A 22,507-nucleotide genomic window follows, 5' to 3' on the forward strand; every position below is an offset into this window, starting at 1 on the left:
GCGGCTCAGGCCCGCAGGTCCCGGCGCATGAGGATGCGGGGGTGGCCGGCGAGGACCGAGGTGGTGTCGGCGGTGTGGACGAAGCCGGCGCGTTCGAAGTTCTTGCGGAGGCCGGCGTAGGCCATGGTCAGGTCGACGCGGGCGTCGCCGTTGTCGAGCGGGTATGCCTCGACGACGGGGGCGCCGTGGGCGCGGGCGAATTCGACGGCGCCGTCGATGAGGGCGTGGGAGATGCCCTGCTTGCGGTGGCCGGGCCGGACGCGGATGCACCACAGGGACCAGACGGGCAGGTCGTCGACGTGGGGGATCTTGCGGTTGCGGGCGAAGGAGGTGTCGGCGCGCGGGGCGACGGCGGCCCAGCCGACCGGTTCGTCACCGGCGTAGGCGAGTACTCCGGGCGGGGGAGCGGCGCGGCACAGGTCGGCGACGTAGTCGCCGCGGGCCGGTCCGCGCAGCTCGTTGTTGAGCCGGGACGGGATGCGGTAGCTCAGGCACCAGCAGACGTTGGCCGTCGGCGACTTCGGGCCGAGGACGGCACGTACGTCCTCGAAGACCGATGCCGGGCGCACCTCGATCGTCTCGGTGGTCATGGAGCCAGCTTGGCACGGCCCGGGTGGGCGTCGCAGGGCTCTCCGTCGCACGCGTCCCGCGTGCGCCCGCGCTGATCACGTCGCACTCTGGTCCCATGGCGGACGCACGGGCGATCGTGATCTATCCGCCCGCCTCCGACGGCGGGCGGCGGGTCCGCGCGGGCGGGCAGTTCCTCGGCATGGCGTACGGGCTGCTGGACATCGTCGAGTTCCTGCGGCTCGCGGGGCTGGAGAACGTCGACGACGACTGGGTACGGCAGAGTGCGCTGATCGAATGGCGGGGCGGGGACGCGGAGAGCTGGGGAGCGTCCCCGGGGGTGTGATCCGTGGTGCGTTCCCTCCGTGGTGCGTTCCCTCCGGCGCGGAGGGTGGCGCCGTCGCCTGCCGTGGCCGGCGCACGGCTGCCGGGCGCATTTAAGGGGTCCTTACCGTGAACGGCTAGCATCGCCCTCCGTCATGCATGTCATGCATGCAAGTCATGCGCGTGGTGCGCGTCATGCACATGGTGCGCGTCATGCGCGTGGTGCACGTGCTGCGCTGTGTGCACATCGTCGTGGCCAGTGAAGTTCCCCGTACCGCAGTGAGGTGAGAGGCATCGACACGCCGAGGATCGCCGTCGCGGTGGTGACCATGGGCAACCGGCCCGCCGAGGTCGACGCGCTGCTGGAGTCCGTGGCCAAGCAGGACCTGCCGCCGACCCGCATCGTCATCGTGGGCAACGGCTGCCCGCTGCCCGAGTTCGAGCAGCGGCTGTCGCTGCCCGGTGAGGTCACGACCGTCGAGCTGGACGAGAACCTCGGCTGCCCCGGCGGGCGGAACGTGGCACTCGAGCGGCTGCGGGAGTTCGGGGACGTGGACGTCGTCGTCGACCTCGACGACGACGGGCTGCTCGTCGACGCCGACGTGCTGCGCCGGGTGGGTGAGCTGTACGCGGCCGATCCGCGGCTCGGCATCGTCGGGTTCCGCATCGCCGACGAGACGGGGGAGACGCAGCGGCGCCATGTGCCGCGGCTCGGGCAGTCCGACCCGATGCGGGGCGGCTACGTCACCGGGTTCCTCGGCGGCGGGCACGCGCTGCGGATGACGATGCTCGACGAGATCGGCGACTGGCCCGCCCAGTTCTTCTTCGCGCACGAGGAGACCGACCTCGCCTGGCGCGCCGTCGACGCCGGCTGGCGCATTCTCTACGCGCCCGAGCTGCTGCTGCAGCACCCGAAGACCTCGCCGGCCCGGCACGCCATCTACTTCCGGGTGACCGCCCGCAACCGGGTCTGGCTGGTCCGGCGCCGGCTGCCGCTCGTCCTCGTGCCGGTCCACCTCGGCGTGTGGGTGCTGCTCACGCTGGCACGGACCCGGTCGGCGCGCGGGCTGCGGGCCTGGTTCGGCGGCTTCCTGGAGGGCCTGCGGGAACCGGCGGGGGAGCGGCGGGCCATGCGCTGGCGGACGGTGTGGCGGCTCACCAGGCTGGGACGGCCGCCGGTGATCTGATCCGGTTGCGGGGGCACCTTCATCGGGCGTGGGCCTATCGGTCCGGCCCGGCCTGTGCCCTCGATCCCGCCTGCCCTGGGGACGAGGGGCCCGGCCGTTCACCTCTGCCGACCGGGAACCCTCGCGACGGACCGGGCCGCAGCGGCGACACTCCCCCGAGTTGCGCGTTCTACGCGCGCACCCCTGGGCCGGATCCGATGTTGTGATCACATCAGATCTTGCCAACGGATCGCTAACATGTGGACGACAGTTCTCCGTTCAGCCGCCCGGTGCCGGCCGGCACAGACGGCCGACGGCATCGCAACGGGCCCCTGTGCCGGGGTGGGAAGGCAGTGGGACGACGGCGTGGTACGGCGTGAACTCCGGTTCGGACTCCTGGGGACGCCGGTGCTGTACCAGCAGCCCTCCGGTGCCGCCGCGCCCATCGTGCAGGCGGTCGGCAGCCCCAAGCTGCGGGCCCTGCTCGCCGCGCTGCTGATGGACACCGGCCGGGTCGTCTCCGTCGGCGCGCTGAAGGACGTCCTGTGGGGCGGGACACCGCCCCCCTCCGCACAGCCCTCCCTGCACAACCACGTCGCCCGGCTGCGACGGCTGCTGGACGTGCCGGACCGGCTGGTGACCGACCCGACCGGCTACCGGCTGCGGGTCGACGAGGGCGAACTGGACGTCCATGTCTTCGACGCCCTCACGGACGCGGCCCGCGCCGCGCACATCGCCGGGGACGCGGAACGGGTCGTCCGCGCGTGTACGGACGCGCTCGCGCTGTGGCGGGGAGCGCCCCTGGCCGGGCTGCCGCCCGAGGTGGGCGGCTACGCGCTGGTACGGCGCCTGGGGGAGGCACGGCTGCTGCTCCTGGAGTGGCGTTACGACGCCGAACTGGGCCCTGGAAGTCCCGGGGGCGGTCGCGACCGGCTGTCCGAACTGGTGCCGGAGCTGGCCGCGCTGGCCGCGGAGCACCCGCTGCGGGAGGCGTACCACCGTCAGCTCATGCTCGCCCTGCACCGCACCGGCCGCCGGGCGGAGGCGCTGGCCGTGCACCGGGACCTGCGGGCCCGGCTGGTGGAGGAGCTGGGCATCGAGCCGGGGCCGGGCGTGCGGCAGGCCCACGTGGAGGTGTTGCGGGGGGCGGGCGGCGGGCGGTCCGGGGACCCTCCCGCGCTCACCGTCTCCGTCCCTGTGCCGGTCCCCGGCCCTGCGTCGTCCGCTTTGGTCCCCTCCCCGCCGGCTCTGACGCCGTCGTCCCCGGCGTTGGCCACGTCCTCGACCCTGGCCCGCTCCCTGGCGGCTGCGGTGGACGGTGTCTCGGGTGCCAGTGTCCGCAGCGGGGTGGCGGCGGCCGTGCCGCGGCCCGCTCAGCTTCCGCCGCCGCCCGCGTACTTCGTCGGGCGCGAGGAGGTGCGGGAGGCGTTGTGCCGGGTCCTTGTCCCTTCGGCAAGGTCGGCGGCTTCCGGGGCTTCTCAGGTGGCCGTCTCCCTGTCCGCACCCGCGGCCGTGTCCCCCGTGGCCGTCGTCAGCGGGACGGCCGGGGTGGGGAAGAGCGCGCTCGCGCTGCGCGTGGCGCAGGATCTGACAAAACGTTTTTCTGATGGTCAGCTGCACATCAACCTGCACGGCGCCACTCCCGGGGTGACCCCCCTCAGCCCGGCCCAGGCGCTCACCGCCCTGCTCCGCGACCTGGGCGCCGCGCCCTGCGACATTCCGGGACCCCCCGATGCGGCCGCCGCGTTGCTGCGCTCGCTGCTCGCGCCGACCCGCACCCTCCTCGTCCTGGACGATGCCGCGAACGCCGCGCAGGTGCGGCCATTGCTGCCGGCCGGGCCCGGGTGCGCGGTGATCGTCACGAGCCGGTCGCCGCTCACGGCGCTCGACGGCGCGGCGCGCTTCCCGCTCGGTCCCCTGTCGGCCGAGGACAGCGCGGCCCTGCTGAGCGCGGTCTCCGGCCGGGACCGGCTCGACGCCGCTCATCCGCTCGTCGCGCTGACCGGTCGGCTGCCGCTGGCGCTGCGGATCGTGGCGGCCCGGCTCGGAGCGCGCCGGGCGCTCACCCCGGAGGTGCTGGCGGGTCAGCTGGCGGCCACCGAGAGCCGGTTGCCGCACCTGGAGTACGACGACCTCAGTGTCCGCCGGTCCCTGGACGTCGCCCACGACGCGCTCGCCGCCTCCGAGCGGGCGGCCGACCGGGACGCCGCACTCGCCCTGTGCCGTGTCGGAGCCCTCGACCTGCCCGGATACGGCGCGCCCCTGCTGGCGCGGCTCCTCGGCACCGACGAACTGCGTGCCGAGGACGCGCTGGAACGGCTCGTCGACGTGGCACTGCTGGAGGAGACCGCGTACGGCCGCTACGTGCCGCACGACCTGGTCCGCGACTTCGCCCGGGAACTGGCCCGCGAGGCCCCCTGCGGCGGTGGCCGGACCCTCACCCGCGAGGCGGCGGCCGACGGGGCCCTCCCGGTTCCCGGTCCCCGCACCCACCCCCGCCTCGCCGCAGGCCGCCGGACCCCCTACCGCGCCCTGAGCGGCCGGCCGGCGGGGGCCGACGTCCACGAGGGCAACCGGAACGTGGTCGACACCGCCCTGCGCTGGTACGCCGCCGTCGCCGACCGGGCTCTCACCGCGATCGTCGAGCCGGGACTCGACCGGGACGACCGCCGCCGGGCCACCCGCACCCAGCCGCCCGGCCACGCGGACGACGTCGGCACGGTCCCGCCGTTCACCGGCGCCGCGGACGCCTTCGCCTGGGCCGACCGGGAACTGGAGAACATCGTCGCCCTGGTCGAGCGGTACGCCGACGACGAGGAGCCCGGCGACCGGCGGGCCCACCTCGCCGTCCTCCTCCGCCTCCTCCACCCCTGTCTCCTGCGCCGCGGCCGGGTCGCCGAGTCGGAGACCCTCGGCCGCGCCGCCCTGCGCATGGCCCGCCGGCTCGGGGACGACGCGGCCCTCGCCTACGCCCTGGGGGACCTCGCCGGGGTGCGCTTCCTGACCGGCCGGCACAACGACGCCCTCCGCCTCACCGACAGCGCGCTGGGCATCTGGCGGCGGCTCGGCACCGTGTCCGGGATCCGGCGGTGCCTCAACAACCGGGGGCTGCTGCTGGAGGCGCTCGGCCGGTACGCGGAGTCCGGTGCCGCACTGCGGCAGAGCCTCGCCCACTCGCGGCAGCTGAACGACCCCTACGGCGAGGCCGTCACCCACAGCCACCTCGGCAACCTGTACGCGAACACCGATCCGCGTGCCGCCATCGAACAGCACCGGCGTTCCCTGGCCATCGGGGACGCCATCGGCGCGGTCATCCTGCGGCACTCGGCCCACAGCAACATCGGCTGGGCCCACCTCGCCCTCGGGGAAGCGGGGGAGGCCCTGCCGCACTTCGAGGAGAGCCTGCGGATCCTCGGCGGTCACGGCGACTGGCCCGGGGAGTCCCGGACCCGGCTGGGCCTGGTCCGCGCCCTGCGGGAGCTGGGCCGCACCGAACGCGCCGCGCAGGAATGCGACGACCTGCTGGCGCGCGCGAGCGGGCGCGCCGATCACTACACCGGTGCCCTGGCCCGCCACCAGTACGGCCTCCTGCTGCGCGAGCGCGGGCGGACGGCGGAGGCGTACCACCAGTGGCGGTCGGCTCTCGCCGGCCTGGAGGGGACGGACGCCCACGCGGTGGCGGCGGAGCTGCGCGACCTCCTCGCGACGACGGAGGACGCCGACGGCCACAGCCCGGAGAGCCCCACCGGTCCCACTGGTCCCAGCGGTCCCATCAGCGGTCCCACCAACCCCACCGGCCTCGACCGCCTCGACGGCTCCCACAACCCGGCTCCCCCCACCCTCCCCTGCTGCTCCCCCTGATCACTTCGCGTCGGCGTAGCACTCCACCACGGCCGTGGTGAAGGGGAACCGCACCGGTGTGTCGCCGAAGGTCAGCCGCCCGGCCAGGTCGGCCGCCTCCTGGACGGCGGCCACCACGGCCTCCGCCTCCTCCGCCGGGCAGTGCACGATCACCTCGTCGTGCTGGAAGAAGACGAGCTCGGCCGCCTTGTCCGCGAGGGCCTGCCGCAGTGCGGCGAGCAGCAGCAGGGCCCAGTCGGCGGCGCTGCCCTGGACGACGAAGTTGCGGGTGAAGCGGCCCCGGGCGCGGGAGTCGGTCGAGGCGTAGCCCGGTGCCCAGGCGCGGGCCTCGGACGCCGGCTCGTCCTCCGCGACCGGGATGCCGGCCTCCTCGGCCGGGTCGTCCGACGTACGCACCGCCGGCGGGCAGGTGCGGCCCAGCCAGGTCCGTACGAGTCTGCCCTCCTCACCGGCGCGGGCGGCCTCGTCGACGTAGGCGACGGCCCTGGGGAAGCGGCGCCGGAGCGCGGCGAGGTTCTTCAGGCCGTCGCCGGAGGTCTGGCCGTACACCGCGCCGAGGACGGCCAGCTTGGCCTGGTCCCGGTCACCGGAGAAGGCGCGGTCGGACACCGCTTGGTAGAGGTCGTCCGCCCGGCCGGCCACGTCCATCAGCCCGGGGTCGCGGGAGATGGCGGCGAGCACGCGCGGCTCCATCTGCGCGGCGTCGGCCACGACCAGCCGCCAGCCGGGGTCGGCGACGACGGCGCGGCGGATGACCTTGGGGATCTGCAGAGCCCCGCCCCCGTTGGTCACCCAGCGGCCGGTGACGGTGCCGCCGGCGAGGAACTCGGGGCGGAACCGGCCGTCCCGGACCCAGTCGGTGAGCCAGGACCAGCCGTGCGCGACCCAGATCCGGTACAGCTTCTTGTACTCGATCAGCGGTTTCACCGCGGGGTGGTCGACGGTCTCCAGCTCCCAGCGGCGGGTCGAGGTGACCTTGATCCCGGCCCGGGCGAACGCCTTGATCACGTCGGCGGGCAGATCGGGCCGGACCCGGTGGCCGAAGGCGTCGGACACCTCCCGCGCCAGTTCGGCGAGGCGGCGGGGCTCGCCGCCGCCCGCGTACCGCTCGCCGAGCAGGTCGTGCAGGACGGCGCGGTGCACCTCGGCCCGCCAGGGCAGGCCCGCGTGGTTCATCTCGGCGGCGATCAGGGTCCCCGCCGACTCGGCGGCCACCAGCAGGCGCATCCGGTCGGGGTGGGCGGTGGCTCCGGCGCGGCGCAATTGCCCGGCGTGCACCGCGAGCAGGTCGGGCAGCGGGACGTGCACCCCGTGCGGCTCGAACAGTGAGGACTGGGCGCCCCGTTCGGCCGAGCGCTGGGGCGGGTCGGGCGGTACGGGGCCGCCGCGCAGCCGGGCCAGGGCGGCCGCGGCCGAACGGGGCTCGCCGTACCGCCCCTCGTGGCCGAGCAGGAGCGTCTCGGCGACCTCGATGTCGTGGCACCGCTGGACTCGCACCCCCGTGGCGAGCAGGAGCGGGTAGACCTCGGCGGTGGACCGCCACACCCACCGCGTGACACCGGGACGGCTCCGCACGGCCTCGGCGGGATCGGCCTCCCGCCGCACCGGCCCGTCGGGCAGCCCGTCCGGACCGAGGCGGACGACGTCCACGCCGCCCTCCTCGGCCGGAGCGAGCGCCCAGTGGCCGGTCATGCTGCGAGTGTGGCAGGGGGGTCTGACAACGGCCCCGAACGCCGCGTCCCGCGGTAGGCCGCCCGCGGGTCCCGCGGTAGCTGGCAGCGGGTCCGGCGGTAGCTGGCAGCGGGTCCGGCGGTAGCTGGCAGCGGGCCCCGCGGTGGCCGTCAGCGGTGCCACAGCGAGCGGCCGTACGCCGCCGACAGGGCCGGGAACGGGATCAGCCGTCCTGCGCGCCGGTCGTCCTCCCGTTCCCCTCCGCCTTCTCCTCCTCCTCCTCCTCCTCCTCGTCCTCGTCCTCGTCCTCGCCCTCGTCCTCGTCTTCCTCCGCGCGCGTCTCGACGAACTGCGCCAGCAACTCGACGACGTACCGTTCGGTCGCCGCCTTGTCGACGCCGGCCGTGCTGAGCACGCCCGTTCCGTTCTCGTGCTCCAGCAGGGCGAGCAGCAGATGCTCGGTGCCGACGTAGTTGTGGCCGAGGCGGAGCGCCTCGCGGAAGGTGAGCTCCAGGACCTTCTTGGCCGCCGGGCCGTACGGCACCAGCTCGGGGCCCTCCTCGGCGGCCGGGGGGAGCGCCGCTCGGGCGGCGTCGCCGACCGCCTCCAGGGTGACGCCCTGCTCGGTGATCGCCTTGGCCGCCAGGCCCCCGGGGTCGGCGAGCAGTCCGAGGACCAGGTGTTCGGGCAGGCCCTCGGCATGGCGGGCCGTCTTGGCCTCCTCGTGGGCGGCCATGACGGCCTGACGGGCGCGCGGGGTGAAGCGGTTGAAGCCCTGGCTCGGGTCGAGGTCGACGCCCTCCTTCGGGACGAAGCGCTTCTGCGCGGCCTGCCGCGTGACGCCCATGCTCCGGCCGATGTCGGTCCAGGAGGCACCCGACCGTCGTGCCTGGTCCACGAAGTGGCCGATGAGGTGGTCGGCCACCTCACCGAGGTGCTCTCCGGCGAGGACCGCGTCCTGGAGCTGCTGGAGGGGTTCCTCGTGGACCTTCTTGATGGCCGCGATGAGGTCGTCGAGCCGCACGGATGACCTGATGGTGGGGTTCGTCGTCATGTGTCAACCGTAAGTTGACAGGATAGAGGTGTCAACCTTCAGTTGACAACGGGAAAGGGTTCGGGCCGTGACACGATCGGGCCCGTGAGTACGTCCAGCACCGTTGAGCGCGCCTTCCGGGCGGCCCTCTACGACCCGTCCGACGCCGCCCTCGACGCCGGCGCGTCCCTGCTCGCCGCCGACCCGGCGGCGGACGTCGAACTCGCCCGGCGCGGCGAGGAGTTCGTGGCGGCGGCCTGGCGCCGGGGCTGGCAGCCCGCGGATGTCGTACGGATCGTGCGGCGCGAACTGGACGACACGCGTGTGCGGCTGGTGTCGGCCCTGATCCGTGCGCAGGCGCCGAACGACCGCGCCCGCGGGCCGCGCTGGAAGGCCCAGCTCGCCGAGCTGACCGACGAGCCGGTGCCGCGCGCGGACCGCTTCTCGCACGCCACCTCCGTCCTGGAGCTCTACCGCCTGCTGCTGCGCCTCCCCGCCCTGGAGCCGCTCGACGAGGGGGCGGTGGGCGGCGGACGGGACGGGCACGGCCGGCGCGACGGCCGCCAGGGGTCCGACCGGTCCGACCGGTCCGACCGGTCCGACGGGCGCGAGGGGCGCGAGGGGCGGGGCGATGCGGCGCGGCCGGGCCGGCCGGGGGGCGCGGGCTCACCGCCGGAGTCCCGCATGCTCACGCGTATCCGTGCGCTGCTGGCCAAGGCGGAGGCGACCGGCTTCCCGGAGGAGGCGGAGGCCCTCAGCGCCAAGGCGCAGGAGCTGATGGCCCGGCACAGTGTCGACGAGGCGCTGCTCGCCGCCGGGGCGCCGTCGCCGGAGGCGCCGGTGGGCTGCCGCATCGGGGTGGAGGCGCCGTACGAGCAGACGAAGGCGGTGCTGCTGGACGCGGTGGCCTCCGCCAACCACTGCCGGGCGGTGTGGAACGAGGCCCTCGGTTTCAGCACCGTGGTCGGTTTCGCCTCCGACCTGGAGGCCGTGGAACTCCTCTACACCTCCCTGCTGGTGCAGGCCACCACCGCCATGACGAAGGCCGAGGCCGCTCAGCGCGCGGGCGGACGCAAGCGGACCAAGACCTTCCGGCAGTCCTTCCTCGCGGCCTACGCCCACCGCGTGGGCACGCGCCTCTCCGAGGTGGCCGAGACCCAGGTGACCGGCGACCTGCTCCCGGTGCTCGCCTCCCGGGAGGCGGCGGTCACCGAGCGGTTGGACCGGCTGTTCCCCGAGACCACGACCACCCGTCTGCGCGGGGTGAGCGACCTGGCGGGCTGGGAGGAGGGCGTGCGGGCCGCGGACGAGGCCCGGGTCGGACGCCGTCCGCGGCTTCCCTGAAGCAGCGGGGCGCACCCGCGGTTCCCGTGGCGCGGCGGGTCCGTCCGCACCGGCGGCCGGCTGCGGCGTCGCTCGCTCAGTCGCCCGTCTGCTGGTACGGGCTCACCGACATCTCGTACCCGCCGTCCTCGGTGGGGGCGATGCCGCCGTAGGTCCAGGGGATCTTCTTCGTCTCCGGCCCGGACGCCACCGCGAAGTGCAGGTCGGCAGGGTTGAAGGAGGTGCCGCGCACATAGGTGACGACGAACGACGTGGTCTCGCCCTCGGCCAGGGTGATCTCCTCGGGCCGGGCGCCCTCGGTCAACGGCACCTCGACCGTCTCGGAGTCGCTCGCGCCCGCCAGGAACACCTCGGGGGTGCCGTCCAGGACGCAGGTACCACCCTCGTTCAGGACGGTGACGGGGACCTCGCCGGTGTCGCCGTCGGCCGGGGCGGTGCTCGCCGGGCCGGCCTCCAGGCGCACCTGGCCGGTCTCGCAGGCGGCCGGTTTCCGGTCCTCGGCCTGGCCCTTGCCCTCGGCCGGGGTGCCGTCGTCGCAGGCGGTCAGCAGGAGGAGGGCGGCGAAGGCGGCGGTGACGGTGACGGGCAAGGCGCGCATGAGGAGTCCCCCGGGTTCAGTGGCGGTGCGGACCGATCATCACGCATACGGAACGCGACGCGCCCCCCGACCCGGGTAAGTCACCCCACCGGCCCGCGCGAGTCCGCTCCCCGCGCCCCACCGGCCCGCGCGAGTCCGCTCCCGCGCCATCGACCCCGCGCCGCACCGTCCCGCGCGCTACGAGCCCAGCCCGGTCGTCGGCAGTCCCGTCGGCAGGCTGCCGCCCTCGGCCTTGGTGTAGGTCTCCGTGCCGAGGGTGCCCTCCCACGTGACCTTCAGGGTGGACTTGTCCACCGCCTCGACGCTGCCCTTGGCGCGGTCGTCGTCGCCGTTCCCGCAGTCCAGGGTGATGGTGTGGGTGCCGCCGTCCTCGCGCGCGGTGCCGCTGCACACGGTGCCGCCGGTGGCGAAGAGGCCGGCCTGTTCCCCGGTGACGACCAGGGCGACGGCCTTGCCGTCGGTGGTGGCGAGCCAGCTGCCCTCCAGCGCACCGGCCGGCGCGCCGCTCGCGTCACCCGATCCTCCCGTGCCGCCGCCGGAGTCGGCGGTCGCGGTCACGGACGGGGTCGCCTCGGACCCGGAGTCCTCACCCGAGTCGCCGTCGGAACTGCACGCGGTGAGGACGAGTGCGGCGGCCAGGCCGCCGGTGGCCGCGGCGAGCCGCAGGCGCCGCCGGGCAGTGCGGCCGGTGCCCGTCCGGGTCCGTGCCGTGCGGGAGACGGTGTCCGACACCACCGATGCCACCGAAGTCACTGCGAGCCCCCTAGCGGTAGTGGCCTTCCCGGCCGGAACGACCGCAGACAGCTAACAGGACCCACCCCGCGCGCGACCAGAGTCAGTGACACAGCTCGCACGCGCGTGAGGTCCCCGAGACCCGATCCCGGGTTCCTCATGAGTCGTGGCATGCGCCGAAAAGAAAGGTGGGCACGTTCACAGGCATGAGGAGCCCACATAAGGAAACACGAGGGAACATGTGGGCCCCTGACTGCGTCTCATAGAGAGCGGGGGCTCCGCCGGGTGCGTCGAAACGTGCGCATCCGGTTCGGCAACGCTGTAACCGCAGGAACACCCGCCGTGCACGTGCATCTGCCCATGCACCTGCACGAGAAACACAGCTATGATCCGGGTCAGTTGACCAATGCATCTATGGCCACTTCAGCCAGTGCACCACCGGGGAGCGACCTGTGGACCACGACGTGTACGACGGTGACGTGTACGACGGTGCCGACGCGTCCGGCGTGTACAACGGCATGGCGGCCACCACGCTGAACGGCGTGGCCTGGCAGAAGAGCCGGCACAGCAACTCGCAGGGATCCTGCGTGGAGTTCGCCCGGCTGCCCGGCGGGGACGTGGCGGTGCGCAATTCCCGCTTCCCCGACGGTCCCGCACTCGTCTACACGCGTGCGGAGATCGAGGCGATGCTGCTGGGTGTGAAGGACGGCGAGTTCGACCACCTGGTCGCCGGCTGACGGCTGACGGCTGCCGACAGACGGCTGACGGTCCGGTCGGCCGCTGCTCCACACGACGGTCGGACGCGCGCCGCGTCCGTGACACCCGGTGCTCCCGAGGCCCCCGGGGCCCCTGAGGCCCCTGAGGCCCCTGAGGCCCAAGAGTCCATGACGCGCGTAGAACGGCGGCGCGACGATGCCCTGCCCTACGTCACCCGGGGAGCCCGCGCGGACCGTCGCCGGGACAGGGCAGGCGGAACAGGGCCCACACGACCTTGCCGTGCAGCGCGCCCGCCAGCGGGTGCCAGCCCCAGCCGTCGCTGAAGGAGTCGACGAGGAAGAGGCCCCGCCCCGATTCGGCGGCGCAGTCGTCCGAGTCGCGGGCGACGGGGCTGTCGTGGCTGGGGTCGCGCACCGCGCACACCAGCCGCTCCGTCCACCGCATCAGGTGGAGCCGGACGGGCGGCTCCTGGTCGCACAGGCGGGGCGCGTCGGCCGGCAGTGCGTGCCGCAGGGCGTTGGTGACCAGCTCGGACACCACCAGGCGCACGTCGTCGAACCGGTCGCCGAGTTCCCACTGGTCCAGCGTGGCGCGGGTGAACCTCCGGGCGTCGCGCACCGCTTCGTAGCGGGCGGGAAGGGCGCAGGAGGCGGCGTCGGACACGGCCGCGGGGTCCAGTGGTGGAAGGCCCTGCCGTAACGGCTCGAGCATGGTCGATCCATTCGTCCCCATGCGAGGCACTCCCGGAAATTCGCGGTCCAAGCGAGGCGGCGGTGGTGCGGGACCATGGTTTCGGATGCGTACAGCAGATGCAAGGGCAGATGCACGTGCAGCTGACCGAATTAGACCTGCCCGTACCGGTTGTTGGGCAATTTTTCCGTCATCTCGTTGTCCACTTCCGGCTGTCCTCTTGTCCCCGCTGTGATCCCTCCTGAACGGATTCCTTGGCTTGAATCCATTTCCGTAACCGGGCGAGTACAGCTCGAAGTGTTTTAGTGGCAGACTGCGGCGTCTGGAGACGTTGGGGAGGCTGGCGAACGTGAGCGCGGGAGAGCCGGGATCGGTGGTGCGGCGCATGCTGCTCGGATCACAACTCAGGCGACTGCGTGAGGCGCGGGGGATCACGCGTGAGGCGGCGGGCTACTCGATCCGCGCCTCCGAATCGAAGATCAGCCGGATGGAGCTGGGCCGGGTGAGCTTCAAGACCAGGGATGTCGAGGACCTGCTGACGCTGTACGGCATCACGGACGAGCAGGAGCGCGCCTCGTTGCTCTCCCTCGCCAAGGAGGCCAACGTCGCGGGCTGGTGGCACAGTTACTCGGACGTGCTGCCGAGCTGGTTCCCGACCTACGTGGGTCTGGAGGGCGCGGCCTCGCTGCTGCGGGCGTACGAGGTGCAGTTCGTGCACGGTCTGCTGCAGACCGAGCAGTACGCGCGCGCGGTCGTCCGGCGCGGCATGAAGGGGGCGAGCGAGGAGGACGTCGAGCGGCGGGTGGCGCTCCGTCTGGAACGGCAGAAGTACCTGGTCTCCGAGAACGCCCCGGAGTTCCACGTGGTCCTCGACGAGGCCGCGCTGCGGCGCCCTTACGGCGACCGGGACGTGATGCGCGGTCAGCTCCAGCACCTGATCGACGTCTCCGAGCACCCCAATGTGCGGTTGCAGGTGGTGCCGTTCGGCCTGGGCGGGCACTCCGGGGAGTCCGGCGCCTTCACCATCCTCAGCTTCCCCGAGTCCGACCTGTCGGACGTGGTCTACCTGGAGCAGCTGACCAGCGCGCTGTACCTGGACAAGCCCGAGGACGTGGCCCAGTACGAGAACGCGCTCAAGGAGCTCCAGCACGACAGTCCGGGCCCGTCGGAGAGCCGGGACCTTCTCCGTGGACTCCTCCAACTCTCCTGAAACATAAGTACGATGACGTGTGATCAGACCATCGGGTCGATTCGGGGCCGGCTCCGGCAGCGAGGGATTGAGGGATCACATGTCGTCGTACTTCACCGACCTGGCACAGCAGTACATCGACGGTGAGTGGCGCCCGGGCACCGGCTCCTGGGACATCATCGACTTCAACCCGTACGACGACGAGAAGCTGGCCTCGATCACCATAGCCACGGTCGGCGAGGTCGACGAGGCGTACCGGGCGGCGGAGCGGGCCCAGAAGCAGTGGGCGGCCACCAACCCGTACGCCCGCCGGGCGGTGTTCGAGAAGGCGCTGAGACTGGTCGAGGAGCGCGAGGAGGAGATCTCCGAGGCGATCGTCGCCGAGCTCGGCGGCACCCGGCTGAAGGCCGCGTTCGAGCTGCACCTGGCCAAGGAGTTCCTGCGGGAGGCCGTGCACCTGGCGCTGCGCCCCGAGGGCCGGATCATCCCCTCGCCGGTGGACGGCAAGGAGAACCGCGTCTACCGCGTGCCGGTCGGCGTGGTCGGCGTGATCAGCCCCTTCAACTTCCCCTTCCTGCTGTCGCTGAAGTCGGTCGCCCCGGCGCTCGCGCTCGGCAACGCCGTGGTGCTCAAGCCGCACCAGAACACGCCGATCGTGGGCGGCTCCCTGATCGCGAAGATCTTCGAGGACGCGGGTCTGCCCGGCGGCCTGCTGAACGTCGTCATCACCGACATCGCGGAGATAGGGGACGCCTTCCTGGAGCACCCGGTCCCCAAGGTCATCTCCTTCACCGGCTCGGACAAGGTCGGCCGGCACGTCGCCACGGTGTGCGCCTCCCTCTTCAAGCGCTCGGTGCTCGAACTGGGCGGCAACAGCGCCCTGGTGGTGCTCGACGACGCCGACGTGGACTACGCCGTGGACGCGGCCGTCTTCAGCCGCTACGTGCACCAGGGCCAGGTCTGCATGGCGGCCAACCGGGTGCTGGTGGACCGCTCGGTGGCCGACGCGTTCACCGAGAAGTTCGTCGCCAAGGTCCGGTCGCTGAAGGCCGGTGACCCGCGGGACCCCTCGACCGTGATCGGCCCGGTGATCAACTCGCAGCAGGCGGACTCCCTGACGGGAGTCGTCGAGCAGGCGATCGCCGAGGGCGCGACCGCCCTGGTGCGGGGCGAGCGGACCGACAACCTGGTCGAGCCGTCCGTGCTCACCGGCCTCCCGGCCGACTCGGCGCTGCTGCGGCAGGAGGTCTTCGGCCCGGTCGTCTTCCTCGTCCCGTTCGACGGCGAGGAGGAGGCCGTCCGCCTGGTCAACGACAGCCCGTACGGGCTCAGCGGGGCCGTGCACACGGGGGACGTGGAGCGGGGCGTGCGGTTCGCCCAGCAGATCGACACCGGCATGTTTCACGTCAACGACGGCACCGTGCACGACGAGCCCATCGTCCCGTTCGGCGGCGAGAAGCACTCGGGCCTCGGCCGGCTGAACGGCGACACCATGCTGGACGCCTTCACCACCACGAAGTGGATCTCGGTGCAGCACGGCCGGAGCGGCTTCCCGTTCTGACGCGTCCTGACGCGTCCTGACGCGTTCTGGCGCGCTCGTGCGTTCTGACGGGCCGTTCCGGAGTTCCACCCGACCGGTCCCACCGCCCCGGGCCATCGAGGACAGAAGCTGACCTCGATGGCCCGTAGCGTCCTTCGTGTCAGGCGGCAGGAACACCTGCACCCGAACGACGGAAGGCGGACGGACATGGTCACGCACGTGGGACCCGAGGAGCGCGGCGACGAGCGGGGGGCGCTGCTGGCCTTCGTCGCCGAGCAGCGCGGCGGCATCCGGAGGGCTCTGCTGGGGCTGAGCGACGAGCAGGCGTCGTCCCGCCCCAGCGCGAGCGAGCTGTCCCTGGCCGGGCTGCTCAAGCATGTCGCCGAGGTCGAGCAGGGGTGGATCGCCCGGGCGAAGGGCGAACCGCCGGCGGTTCACCGGGACGAGTCGAACTGGCACGAGTGCTTCCGGCTGGTCGGCGACGAGACCGTGCGGGACCAGCTCGCGTACTACGAGAAGGTGGCCGCGGAGACGGAGGCGTTCATCCGGTCCGTCCCCAGCCTCGACGACACCTTCCTGCTGCCGAAAACGTCCTGGAACCCGAAGGAGGAGTGGCTGTCGATGCGCTGGCTGTGTCTGCACCTGATCCGCGAGACCGCCCGTCATGCGGGCCACGCCGACATCATCCGCGAGTCCCTGGACGGCGCGACCGCCTTCGCGCTGGTGGCGCGGGAGCAGGGCGGCGACCTGGGGTGAACCCCGGCGTCCTACGCTGGGCGCATGTCAGCGATCCGTCTCCTCGTGCTCGGCGCGGTGCGCCAGCACGGGCGGGCCCACGGCTACCAGGTCCGCAACGACCTCGAGTACTGGGGCGCGCACGAGTGGTCCAACGCCAAGCCCGGCTCGATCTACCACGCCCTGAAGCAGATGGCGAAGCAGGGACTGCTCCACGCGCACGAGACCGCCCCCTCCACGGCGGGTGGTCCGCCGCGCACCGAGTACGAGATCACCGAGGCGGGGAACGAGGAGTTCTACGCGCTGCTGCGCGCGGCCCTGGTCGACTTCGACCTGCGGATGGACGTGAAGTCGGCGGCCGTCGGCTTCATCGTCGACCTGCCGCGCCAGGAGGCGGTGGCGCTGCTCCGGGAGCGGATCCGGAAGATCGAGGAGTGGCGGGCCACGGTCAGCGGGGAGTACCTGCCGGCGGGCGGCCCCGACGAGCTCGGGCACATCGGCCAGATCATGCGGCTCTGGGACAGCTCGGCCGAGGCCGAGGCGGTGTGGGCCCGTGAGCTGATCGAGAAGATCGAGTCCGGTGCCTACACCTTCAGCGGCGAGGGCGAGCCGTTCGTCGCCGTCCTGGCCGACGGCCAGGAGAACCCGTACGGGCCGGGCGAGCCCCATCCGGGGGACGCGCGCTGACGGACCCCCGGCCCGGCGCCCGGTGAGACCGCCGGAGCACCGAGCCGAGTAATCAAGTTTGACGAGTTGCGCGGGCGGGCACTACCGTCGCGGGCTCGTAGTCAAGTTTGACTAGCGAAGGAGGTAGTCTCGGTGTCAGTGGCCGACACGGTGATCACCGTGGAACAGGCACGCAAGACGTACGGCGGGAAGGGCGCACGGGGTGCCGCCCCCGCCCTGGACGGCCTCGACCTCACGGTGGCGCGGGGCACCGTGCACGGCGTGCTGGGACCGAACGGCGCGGGCAAGACCACCCTGGTGCGCATCCTGGCCACCCTGCTGCGCCCCGACGCGGGCCGCATCGAGGTGGCGGGCCACGACGTGGTGCGCGAGGCGTACGCCGTGCGGCTGCGCATCGGACTGCTCGGCCAGCACGCGGCGCTCGACGAGGAACTGGGCGGGCGGCAGAACCTGGAGCTGTTCGGCCGGCTGCACCACCTGGGCGCACGGCGGGCCCGCGCGCGGGCCGGTGAACTGCTCGAACGGTTCGACCTGACCCGCACCGGCCGCAAGGCGGTGAGCCAGTACAGCGGGGGCATGCGGCGCCGCCTGGATCTCGCCGCGTCCCTGATCACCGAGCCCGAGGTGCTGTTCCTGGACGAGCCGACGACCGGGCTGGACCCCCGCGGGCGGGCCGAGGTGTGGCAGTCGGTCCGCTCCCTGGTGGGCGGGGGCACCACGGTGCTGCTCACCACCCAGTACCTGGAGGAGGCCGACCAGCTCGCGGACCGCATCTCGGTCGTCGACGCCGGCCGGGTCATCGCCGACGGCACGGCCGACGAGCTGAAGGCGGCCGTCGGCGGCGACCGCATCGACGTCGTCCTGCGCGACGCCGGACAGCTCGGCGCCGCCTCCGCCCTGCTCCCCGCGGCGCCCGGGGCGGTCACGGTGGACGCAGACCGCCGCCTGCTCAGCGCCCCCGTCACCGACCGCATGGCGGCGCTGACGGGCGTGGTCCGTGCCCTGGCGGAGGCGGGCATCGAGGCCGAGGACATCGCCCTGCGCAGGCCCACGCTGGACGAGGTGTTCCTGCACCTGACCGGGCCCGGCGACCGAGTGGAGGAGCCCGCGTGATCGCCTACGCACTGACCGACTCCTGGACCATGACCCGCCGCGAGCTCGCCCGCTGGGGACGCCGGCCGGTCGCGGTCGTGGTGAACCTGGTCTTCCCGGTGATGCTGCTGCTGATGTTCGGCTACCTGGTCGGCGGCGGCCGGGGCGTCGACGGCAGCTACCTGGACTTCCTCCTGCCCGGCATGCTCGCCCTCACCATGGCCTTCGGCCTGGAGGGCACGATGGTCGCCGTCACCCAGGACCTCGACAAGGGCGTCGTCGACCGCTTCCGTTCCCTGCCGATGGCCAACGGTGCCGTCCTGGTGGGCCGTTCCGCCGCCGACATGCTCCAGTCCGTGCTCGGCCTGGCGGTGCTCCTGACCGTCGCCGCCGCGCTCGGCTGGCGCCCCCACGGCGGCCCGGCGGCCTTCCTGACCGCCGTGGGGCTGCTCCTGCTGCTCCGCTTCGCCATGCTGTGGATCGGCATCCACCTGGCCCTGGTGGCCGGCCGGCCCGAGATGGTGCAGGCCGTGCAGATCCTGGTCTGGCCGGCCGGGTTCCTGTCCACCGCGTTCGCCTCGCCCGGGTCCATGCCCGGCTGGCTCGGCACCCTGGTCCAATGGAACCCGATCTCCCACACCGCCGAGGCCGCGCGCGGCCTGTTCGGCCCGGCCGGGGAGTCCGGACACGTGGGGGCCGCCGCCGTCTGGCCGCTGGTCCTGCTCGCGGTGTTCTTCCCGCTCGCGGTACGGAGGTTCGCGCGGCTCAGCCGCTAGAGGGAGGCCGCCACGTGCCTCCTCCTAGTGGTGGAAGCCCGTGGCGGCGTTCCTGTCCTGGACCAGCGGGTGCTGCTGCCGGCGCAGTTCCGGCAGCAGCCGGGCCAGGTCCTGGGCGAACAGGTCGGCGAGGTCCTCGGAGAAGCCGTTGCGGCACACCACCCGCAGCACCGACAGGTCCTCGCGGTTCGCCGGGAAGGTGTACGCGGGCACCAGCCAGCCGTTCTCCCGCATCCGCCGGGACACGTCGAAGACGTCGAACGCCGTGACGTCCGGCGCCGTGGTGAAGGCGAAGACGGGCAACTCGTCGCCCCGCGTGAGCAGCCGGAAGTCGCCGAGCGCCTCGATGCGTGCGGCCAGCCCCGTGGCCACGTCCCGCGCGGCCTGCTGCACGGCCCGATAGCCCTCCCGGCCCAGCCGCAGGAACGTGTAGTACTGCGCCACCACCTGCGCGCCGGGCCGGGAGAAGTTCAGGGCGAAGGTCGGCATGTCGCCGCCGAGGTAGTTGACCCGGAACACCAGCTCCTCCGGCAGGGTCTCCGCGTTCCGCCACAGGGCCCAGCCGACGCCCGGGTAGACCAGCCCGTACTTGTGCCCGGAGGTGTTGATGGACGACACGCGCGGGAGGCGGAAGTCCCACACCAGGTCCTCGTCGACGAAGGGCGCGACCATGCCGCCCGACGCCCCGTCGACGTGCACCGGGATGTCGAGGCCGGTGCGTTCCTGGAGTTCGTCCAGCGCAGCGCACAGGTCCGCGATCGGTTCGTAGGACCCGTCGAAGGTGGACCCCAGGATGCCGACCACCCCGATGGTGTTCTCGTCGCACAGCTCGGCCGCGGCCCGCGGGTCCAGGTGGTACCGGTCGCCCTCCATGGGCACCTGCCGGGCCTCCACCTCCCAGAAGGTGCAGAACTTCTCCCAGCAGACCTGGACGTTGACGCCCATCACGAGGTTCGGCCGGACGTCCCGGGACGGGTACCGGTCGGCGTTGCGTTTGGCCCAGCGCCGCTTCATCGCCATCCCGGCGAGCATGCACGCCTCGCTCGAACCGGTCGTCGAACAGCCGACGGCCGCCGAGGGGTCGGGCGCGTTCCACAGGTCGGCGAGCATCGCCACGCAGCGCCGCTCCAGCTCGGCGGTGCGCGGGTACTCGTCCTTGTCGATCATGTTCTTGTCGCGGCACTCGCCCATCAGGCGGCCGGCCTCCGGCTCCATCCAGGTGGTGACGAAGGTGGCCAGGTTCAGCCGGGCGTTGCCGTCCAGCATCAGCTCGTCGTGCACCAGCTGGTACGCCGTCGCGGGCGCCATGGGCGGGCCGGGCATCCGGTGCTTGGGCGGCGCCTGGGTCATGTCCCCGACCGGGTTCGCCGGACCCAGGAAGGGATTGACGGACAGGGGACGCTCTTCGTCGTGCTGGCGGCCGTCGTGCAGCGGCATGGATACCTCCGGGTCGTGGGGTCAACGGGAGACGGGGACGGTGCAGGGGCGGGGGAAGGGGCCGCGGGGCCGGCCGGTGCCGGACGGCGGCCGGGAGGGGGCGGGTGGGGCCGGGGGTCACCGCACGGCCGTCCCGTCCGGCCGCAGCTGCATCTGCGGACGGCCCGTCACCAGCAGCCAGGCGGGCAGCGAGGCGAAGCAGAGCAGCGCGATGATCCCCGGCGAGGAGACCAGGACGGCGGCGACGAACAGGCTCACCCAGCCCTGCCGGGTGATGGCCAGCAGCACCCCCAGCACCGCCGCGGACACCCCGACCGCCGGGTGGACCCCTGGCACCAGGGCGTGCGCGCACAGTCCGAGCGAGGTCCCGACGAACACCGCCGGAAAGATCCGCCCACCCCGGAAGCCGCAGGACGCGGCGACGAGCAGGGCCGCCAGCTTCACCACCGTCATGACGGCGAACTCGCCCGCCGTCCAGCCGTCGGGGTCGCCCGCCAGCTCCGCGATCTCGTCCAGACCCTTGAACAGCGTCAGATGGCCGCCCACGGCCGCCAGGGCGGCCAGCACGACCCCGCCCGTCGGCAGCATCAGCATCGGGTGCCGCAGCCTCGCGAAGCCCCGGTGGACGTAGGGGAAGGCGCGCACCGCGGCCATGCCGAGCAGCGCGCCGACGGAGGCGACGGTGAGCGCGGCGAGCAGATCGGTCCAGCCGGGATGACCGAAGGAGGGCAGGTGCAGGTCGAAGTTGGGCCGGGACACCAGGGTGACGGTGAGCGCGCCCGCGGCCGCCGCGGTCAGCGGGGCGAAGACGCCGTCCCAGAGCTTCCCCTTCATGGGCTGCCCGGCCAGCGCCTCGGAGATGATCAGCGCGGCGGCCACCGGCGTCCCGAACAGCGCGCCGATCGTCGCCGCCTCCGCGAGGGCCGCCCAGCTGCGTTCCGGGGCCTGCGGGAAGGCCCGCAGCCCGGCCCAGACGGCCAGGGAGACGTTCACGGCGATGATCGGGTTCTCGGGGCCCAGGCTCGGCCCGCCCGCCAGCATCAGGGCGGTCGCCAGCAGCAGCCCCGGCAGGGCGGCCGGCGGCAGCACGGGGGCGTCGAGTCCGGTGGTGGCGGGATCGGGACCCGCGTGCCCGGGGACCTTCCACACCACCAGCCCCACGGCGATGCCGGTGGCGACGAGCATCACGGACATCCACAGCACGGAGTACCGGCCGACCCCGAGCGCGTCGGGCACCGTCCGCCACAGCACGTCCTGGAGCTCCCCGGCCCCGGCGTCCACCCCCACCAGCAGCAGGCTCGCCGTCACGCCCACGAGCAGCGCCGGGAGGATGGAGGGCAGCAGGGCACGGGCCGGCGTCGCCGGAGCGGTGGAGGGTGCCTCGGGGGCGCTGTCCTGGGCCACGCCGACACGATAGACGGGTGAAAGCCGCAAAACGTGACGAAACGGGCGTCTTGCACGGGGCGGACGCACCGGCTTGCACCTCACCCGACGTGAGGAACCAGTCTGGAGCGCGTACCGAGAAGGGAGCGGAAGTGAGCTACTCCGTGGGACAGGTCGCCGGATTCGCCGGGGTCACCGTGCGCACGCTGCACCACTACGACGAGATCGGCCTGCTCGCCCCGAGCGGGCGCAGTCACGCGGGTCACCGGCGCTACAGCGACGCCGACCTCGACCGGCTGCAGCAGATCCTGTTCTACCGGGAGCTCGGCTTCCCGCTCGACGAGGTCGCCACCCTGCTCGACGACCCGGACGCGGACCCGCGCGCGCACCTGCGCCGCCAGCACGAGCTGCTGTCCGGCCGGATCGAGAAGCTGCAGAAGATGGCGGCGGCCGTGGAGCACGCCATGGAGGCACACCGCATGGGCATCAACCTCACGCCCGAGGAGAAGTTCGAGGTCTTCGGGGACCACGACCCCGAGCAGTACGAGGAGGAGGTGCGGGATCGCTGGGGCGGCACCGACGCCTACCGCCAGTCCAAGGAACGGGCCGCCTCCTACACCAAGGAGGACTGGCTGCGCATCCAGCGCGAGGGCGACGAGCTCACCCGGCGCTTCGTGGCCCTCATGGAGGCCGGTGAACCGGCCGACTCCGAGGCGGCGATGGACATCGCCGAGGACCACCGCCGGTGGATGTCGCGCAACCACTACGACTGCGACCACGAGATGCACACGTGCATCGGCGAGATGTACGTCTCGGACGAGCGGTTCACGCGGTCCATCGACCGGGCCCGGCCCGGGCTCGCCGCCTACGAGCGGGACGCGATCCTCGCCAACGCCCTCCGGCACACCCCCTGAGCACCGGGTCCGGGGCCGGCGCGGCGCCCTGAGGGGGCCGGCGAAAGCCCC

General features: G+C 73.1%; 20 protein-coding genes. 12 read left to right on the plus strand and 8 right to left on the minus strand.

Annotated elements, in window-relative coordinates; all coding sequences use genetic code 11:
- Positions 1-5: 5 nt before the first annotated feature.
- Positions 6-590: a GNAT family N-acetyltransferase gene (locus tag G3I53_RS24320; RefSeq protein WP_164337637.1), complete on the minus strand. Its 585-nt coding sequence runs from the start codon at positions 588-590 to the stop codon at positions 6-8.
- 95 nt (positions 591-685) lie between these two features.
- On the opposite strand from G3I53_RS24320, the gene G3I53_RS24325 reads away from it, so the two are divergent.
- The 3 genes from G3I53_RS24325 to G3I53_RS24335 all read left to right on the plus strand — a co-directional run bounded on the left by G3I53_RS24325 (position 686) and on the right by G3I53_RS24335 (position 5,918).
- The gene (locus tag G3I53_RS24325) at positions 686-913 is read left to right on the plus strand and encodes a hypothetical protein (RefSeq protein WP_164337638.1); all 228 of its coding nucleotides are present in this window, start codon (positions 686-688) and stop codon (positions 911-913) included.
- A gap of 271 nt (positions 914-1,184) precedes the next feature.
- Positions 1,185-2,078, plus strand: a complete 894-nt coding sequence (locus tag G3I53_RS24330; protein WP_164337642.1) for a glycosyltransferase — start codon at positions 1,185-1,187, stop codon at positions 2,076-2,078.
- A gap of 321 nt (positions 2,079-2,399) precedes the next feature.
- Positions 2,400-5,918, plus strand: a complete 3,519-nt coding sequence (locus tag G3I53_RS24335; RefSeq protein ID WP_343240680.1) for a BTAD domain-containing putative transcriptional regulator — start codon at positions 2,400-2,402, stop codon at positions 5,916-5,918.
- On the opposite strand, the gene G3I53_RS24340 is transcribed toward G3I53_RS24335, so the two are convergent.
- A complete protein-coding gene (locus G3I53_RS24340) occupies positions 5,919-7,610 on the minus strand; it encodes a bifunctional 3'-5' exonuclease/DNA polymerase (protein WP_164438765.1) in 1,692 nt (563 codons plus the stop codon).
- Positions 7,611-7,812: 202 nt separating this feature from the next.
- On the minus strand, positions 7,813-8,643 hold the full coding sequence (locus tag G3I53_RS24345; RefSeq protein ID WP_164338977.1) for a Clp protease N-terminal domain-containing protein: 831 nt from the start codon (positions 8,641-8,643) through the stop codon (positions 7,813-7,815).
- A gap of 84 nt (positions 8,644-8,727) precedes the next feature.
- Between G3I53_RS24345 and G3I53_RS24350 the strand changes: the two genes are divergently transcribed.
- Positions 8,728-9,966 (plus strand): DUF2786 domain-containing protein, encoded by a 1,239-nt coding sequence (locus tag G3I53_RS24350; RefSeq protein WP_343240681.1) that lies wholly within the window; start codon positions 8,728-8,730, stop codon positions 9,964-9,966.
- Positions 9,967-10,042: 76 nt separating this feature from the next.
- Here G3I53_RS24350 and G3I53_RS24355 read toward each other — a convergent pair whose 3' ends face one another.
- Positions 10,043-10,564: a DUF4232 domain-containing protein gene (locus G3I53_RS24355; protein ID WP_164338661.1), complete on the minus strand. Its 522-nt coding sequence runs from the start codon at positions 10,562-10,564 to the stop codon at positions 10,043-10,045.
- 177 nt (positions 10,565-10,741) lie between these two features.
- The gene (locus tag G3I53_RS24360; protein WP_164338665.1) at positions 10,742-11,230 is read right to left on the minus strand and encodes a hypothetical protein; all 489 of its coding nucleotides are present in this window, start codon (positions 11,228-11,230) and stop codon (positions 10,742-10,744) included.
- A gap of 518 nt (positions 11,231-11,748) precedes the next feature.
- On the opposite strand from G3I53_RS24360, the gene G3I53_RS24365 reads away from it, so the two are divergent.
- Entirely contained in the window at positions 11,749-12,033 is a 285-nt protein-coding gene (locus G3I53_RS24365) for a DUF397 domain-containing protein (protein WP_164338660.1), read from the plus strand.
- A 190-nt stretch (positions 12,034-12,223) separates the two neighbouring features.
- Here the strand turns inward: G3I53_RS24365 and G3I53_RS24370 are convergent, their stop codons facing one another.
- Positions 12,224-12,724: an ATP-binding protein gene (locus G3I53_RS24370; protein WP_239064076.1), complete on the minus strand. Its 501-nt coding sequence runs from the start codon at positions 12,722-12,724 to the stop codon at positions 12,224-12,226.
- A 364-nt stretch (positions 12,725-13,088) separates the two neighbouring features.
- Between G3I53_RS24370 and G3I53_RS24375 the strand changes: the two genes are divergently transcribed.
- From G3I53_RS24375 to G3I53_RS24400, 6 genes are all read left to right on the plus strand, one after another.
- The gene (locus tag G3I53_RS24375; RefSeq protein ID WP_164338664.1) at positions 13,089-13,913 is read left to right on the plus strand and encodes a helix-turn-helix transcriptional regulator; all 825 of its coding nucleotides are present in this window, start codon (positions 13,089-13,091) and stop codon (positions 13,911-13,913) included.
- Positions 13,914-13,992: 79 nt separating this feature from the next.
- Complete coding sequence (locus G3I53_RS24380) at positions 13,993-15,453, plus strand: aldehyde dehydrogenase family protein (RefSeq protein WP_164338658.1); 1,461 nt, start codon at positions 13,993-13,995, stop codon at positions 15,451-15,453.
- 186 nt (positions 15,454-15,639) lie between these two features.
- Positions 15,640-16,188, plus strand: a complete 549-nt coding sequence (locus G3I53_RS24385; protein ID WP_164338657.1) for a DinB family protein — start codon at positions 15,640-15,642, stop codon at positions 16,186-16,188.
- 24 nt (positions 16,189-16,212) lie between these two features.
- The gene (locus G3I53_RS24390; protein ID WP_164338656.1) at positions 16,213-16,854 is read left to right on the plus strand and encodes a PadR family transcriptional regulator; all 642 of its coding nucleotides are present in this window, start codon (positions 16,213-16,215) and stop codon (positions 16,852-16,854) included.
- Between the two features lie 138 nt (positions 16,855-16,992).
- Positions 16,993-17,967 (plus strand): ATP-binding cassette domain-containing protein, encoded by a 975-nt coding sequence (locus G3I53_RS24395; RefSeq protein WP_164338663.1) that lies wholly within the window; start codon positions 16,993-16,995, stop codon positions 17,965-17,967.
- Entirely contained in the window at positions 17,964-18,722 is a 759-nt protein-coding gene (locus tag G3I53_RS24400) for an ABC transporter permease (protein ID WP_164338655.1), read from the plus strand. Before G3I53_RS24395 ends, G3I53_RS24400 begins: the two co-directional genes overlap by 4 nt.
- Before the next feature lie 24 nt (positions 18,723-18,746).
- On the opposite strand, the gene G3I53_RS24405 is transcribed toward G3I53_RS24400, so the two are convergent.
- Together G3I53_RS24405 and G3I53_RS24410 are read right to left on the minus strand one after the other, a co-directional pair.
- Positions 18,747-20,159 carry a glutamate decarboxylase gene (locus G3I53_RS24405; RefSeq protein WP_164338654.1) on the minus strand — a complete coding sequence of 471 codons (1,413 nt, stop codon included), beginning with the start codon at positions 20,157-20,159 and terminating at the stop codon, positions 18,747-18,749.
- Between the two features lie 117 nt (positions 20,160-20,276).
- On the minus strand, positions 20,277-21,563 hold the full coding sequence (locus tag G3I53_RS24410) for an ion channel protein (protein ID WP_164338653.1): 1,287 nt from the start codon (positions 21,561-21,563) through the stop codon (positions 20,277-20,279).
- 131 nt (positions 21,564-21,694) lie between these two features.
- Between G3I53_RS24410 and G3I53_RS24415 the strand changes: the two genes are divergently transcribed.
- Positions 21,695-22,456 carry a MerR family transcriptional regulator gene (locus G3I53_RS24415; RefSeq protein ID WP_164338652.1) on the plus strand — a complete coding sequence of 254 codons (762 nt, stop codon included), beginning with the start codon at positions 21,695-21,697 and terminating at the stop codon, positions 22,454-22,456.
- Positions 22,457-22,507 lie beyond the last annotated feature (51 nt).

It is taken from the genome of Streptomyces sp. SID14436 (assembly GCF_010548465.1).
Classification (GTDB): domain Bacteria; phylum Actinomycetota; class Actinomycetes; order Streptomycetales; family Streptomycetaceae; genus Streptomyces.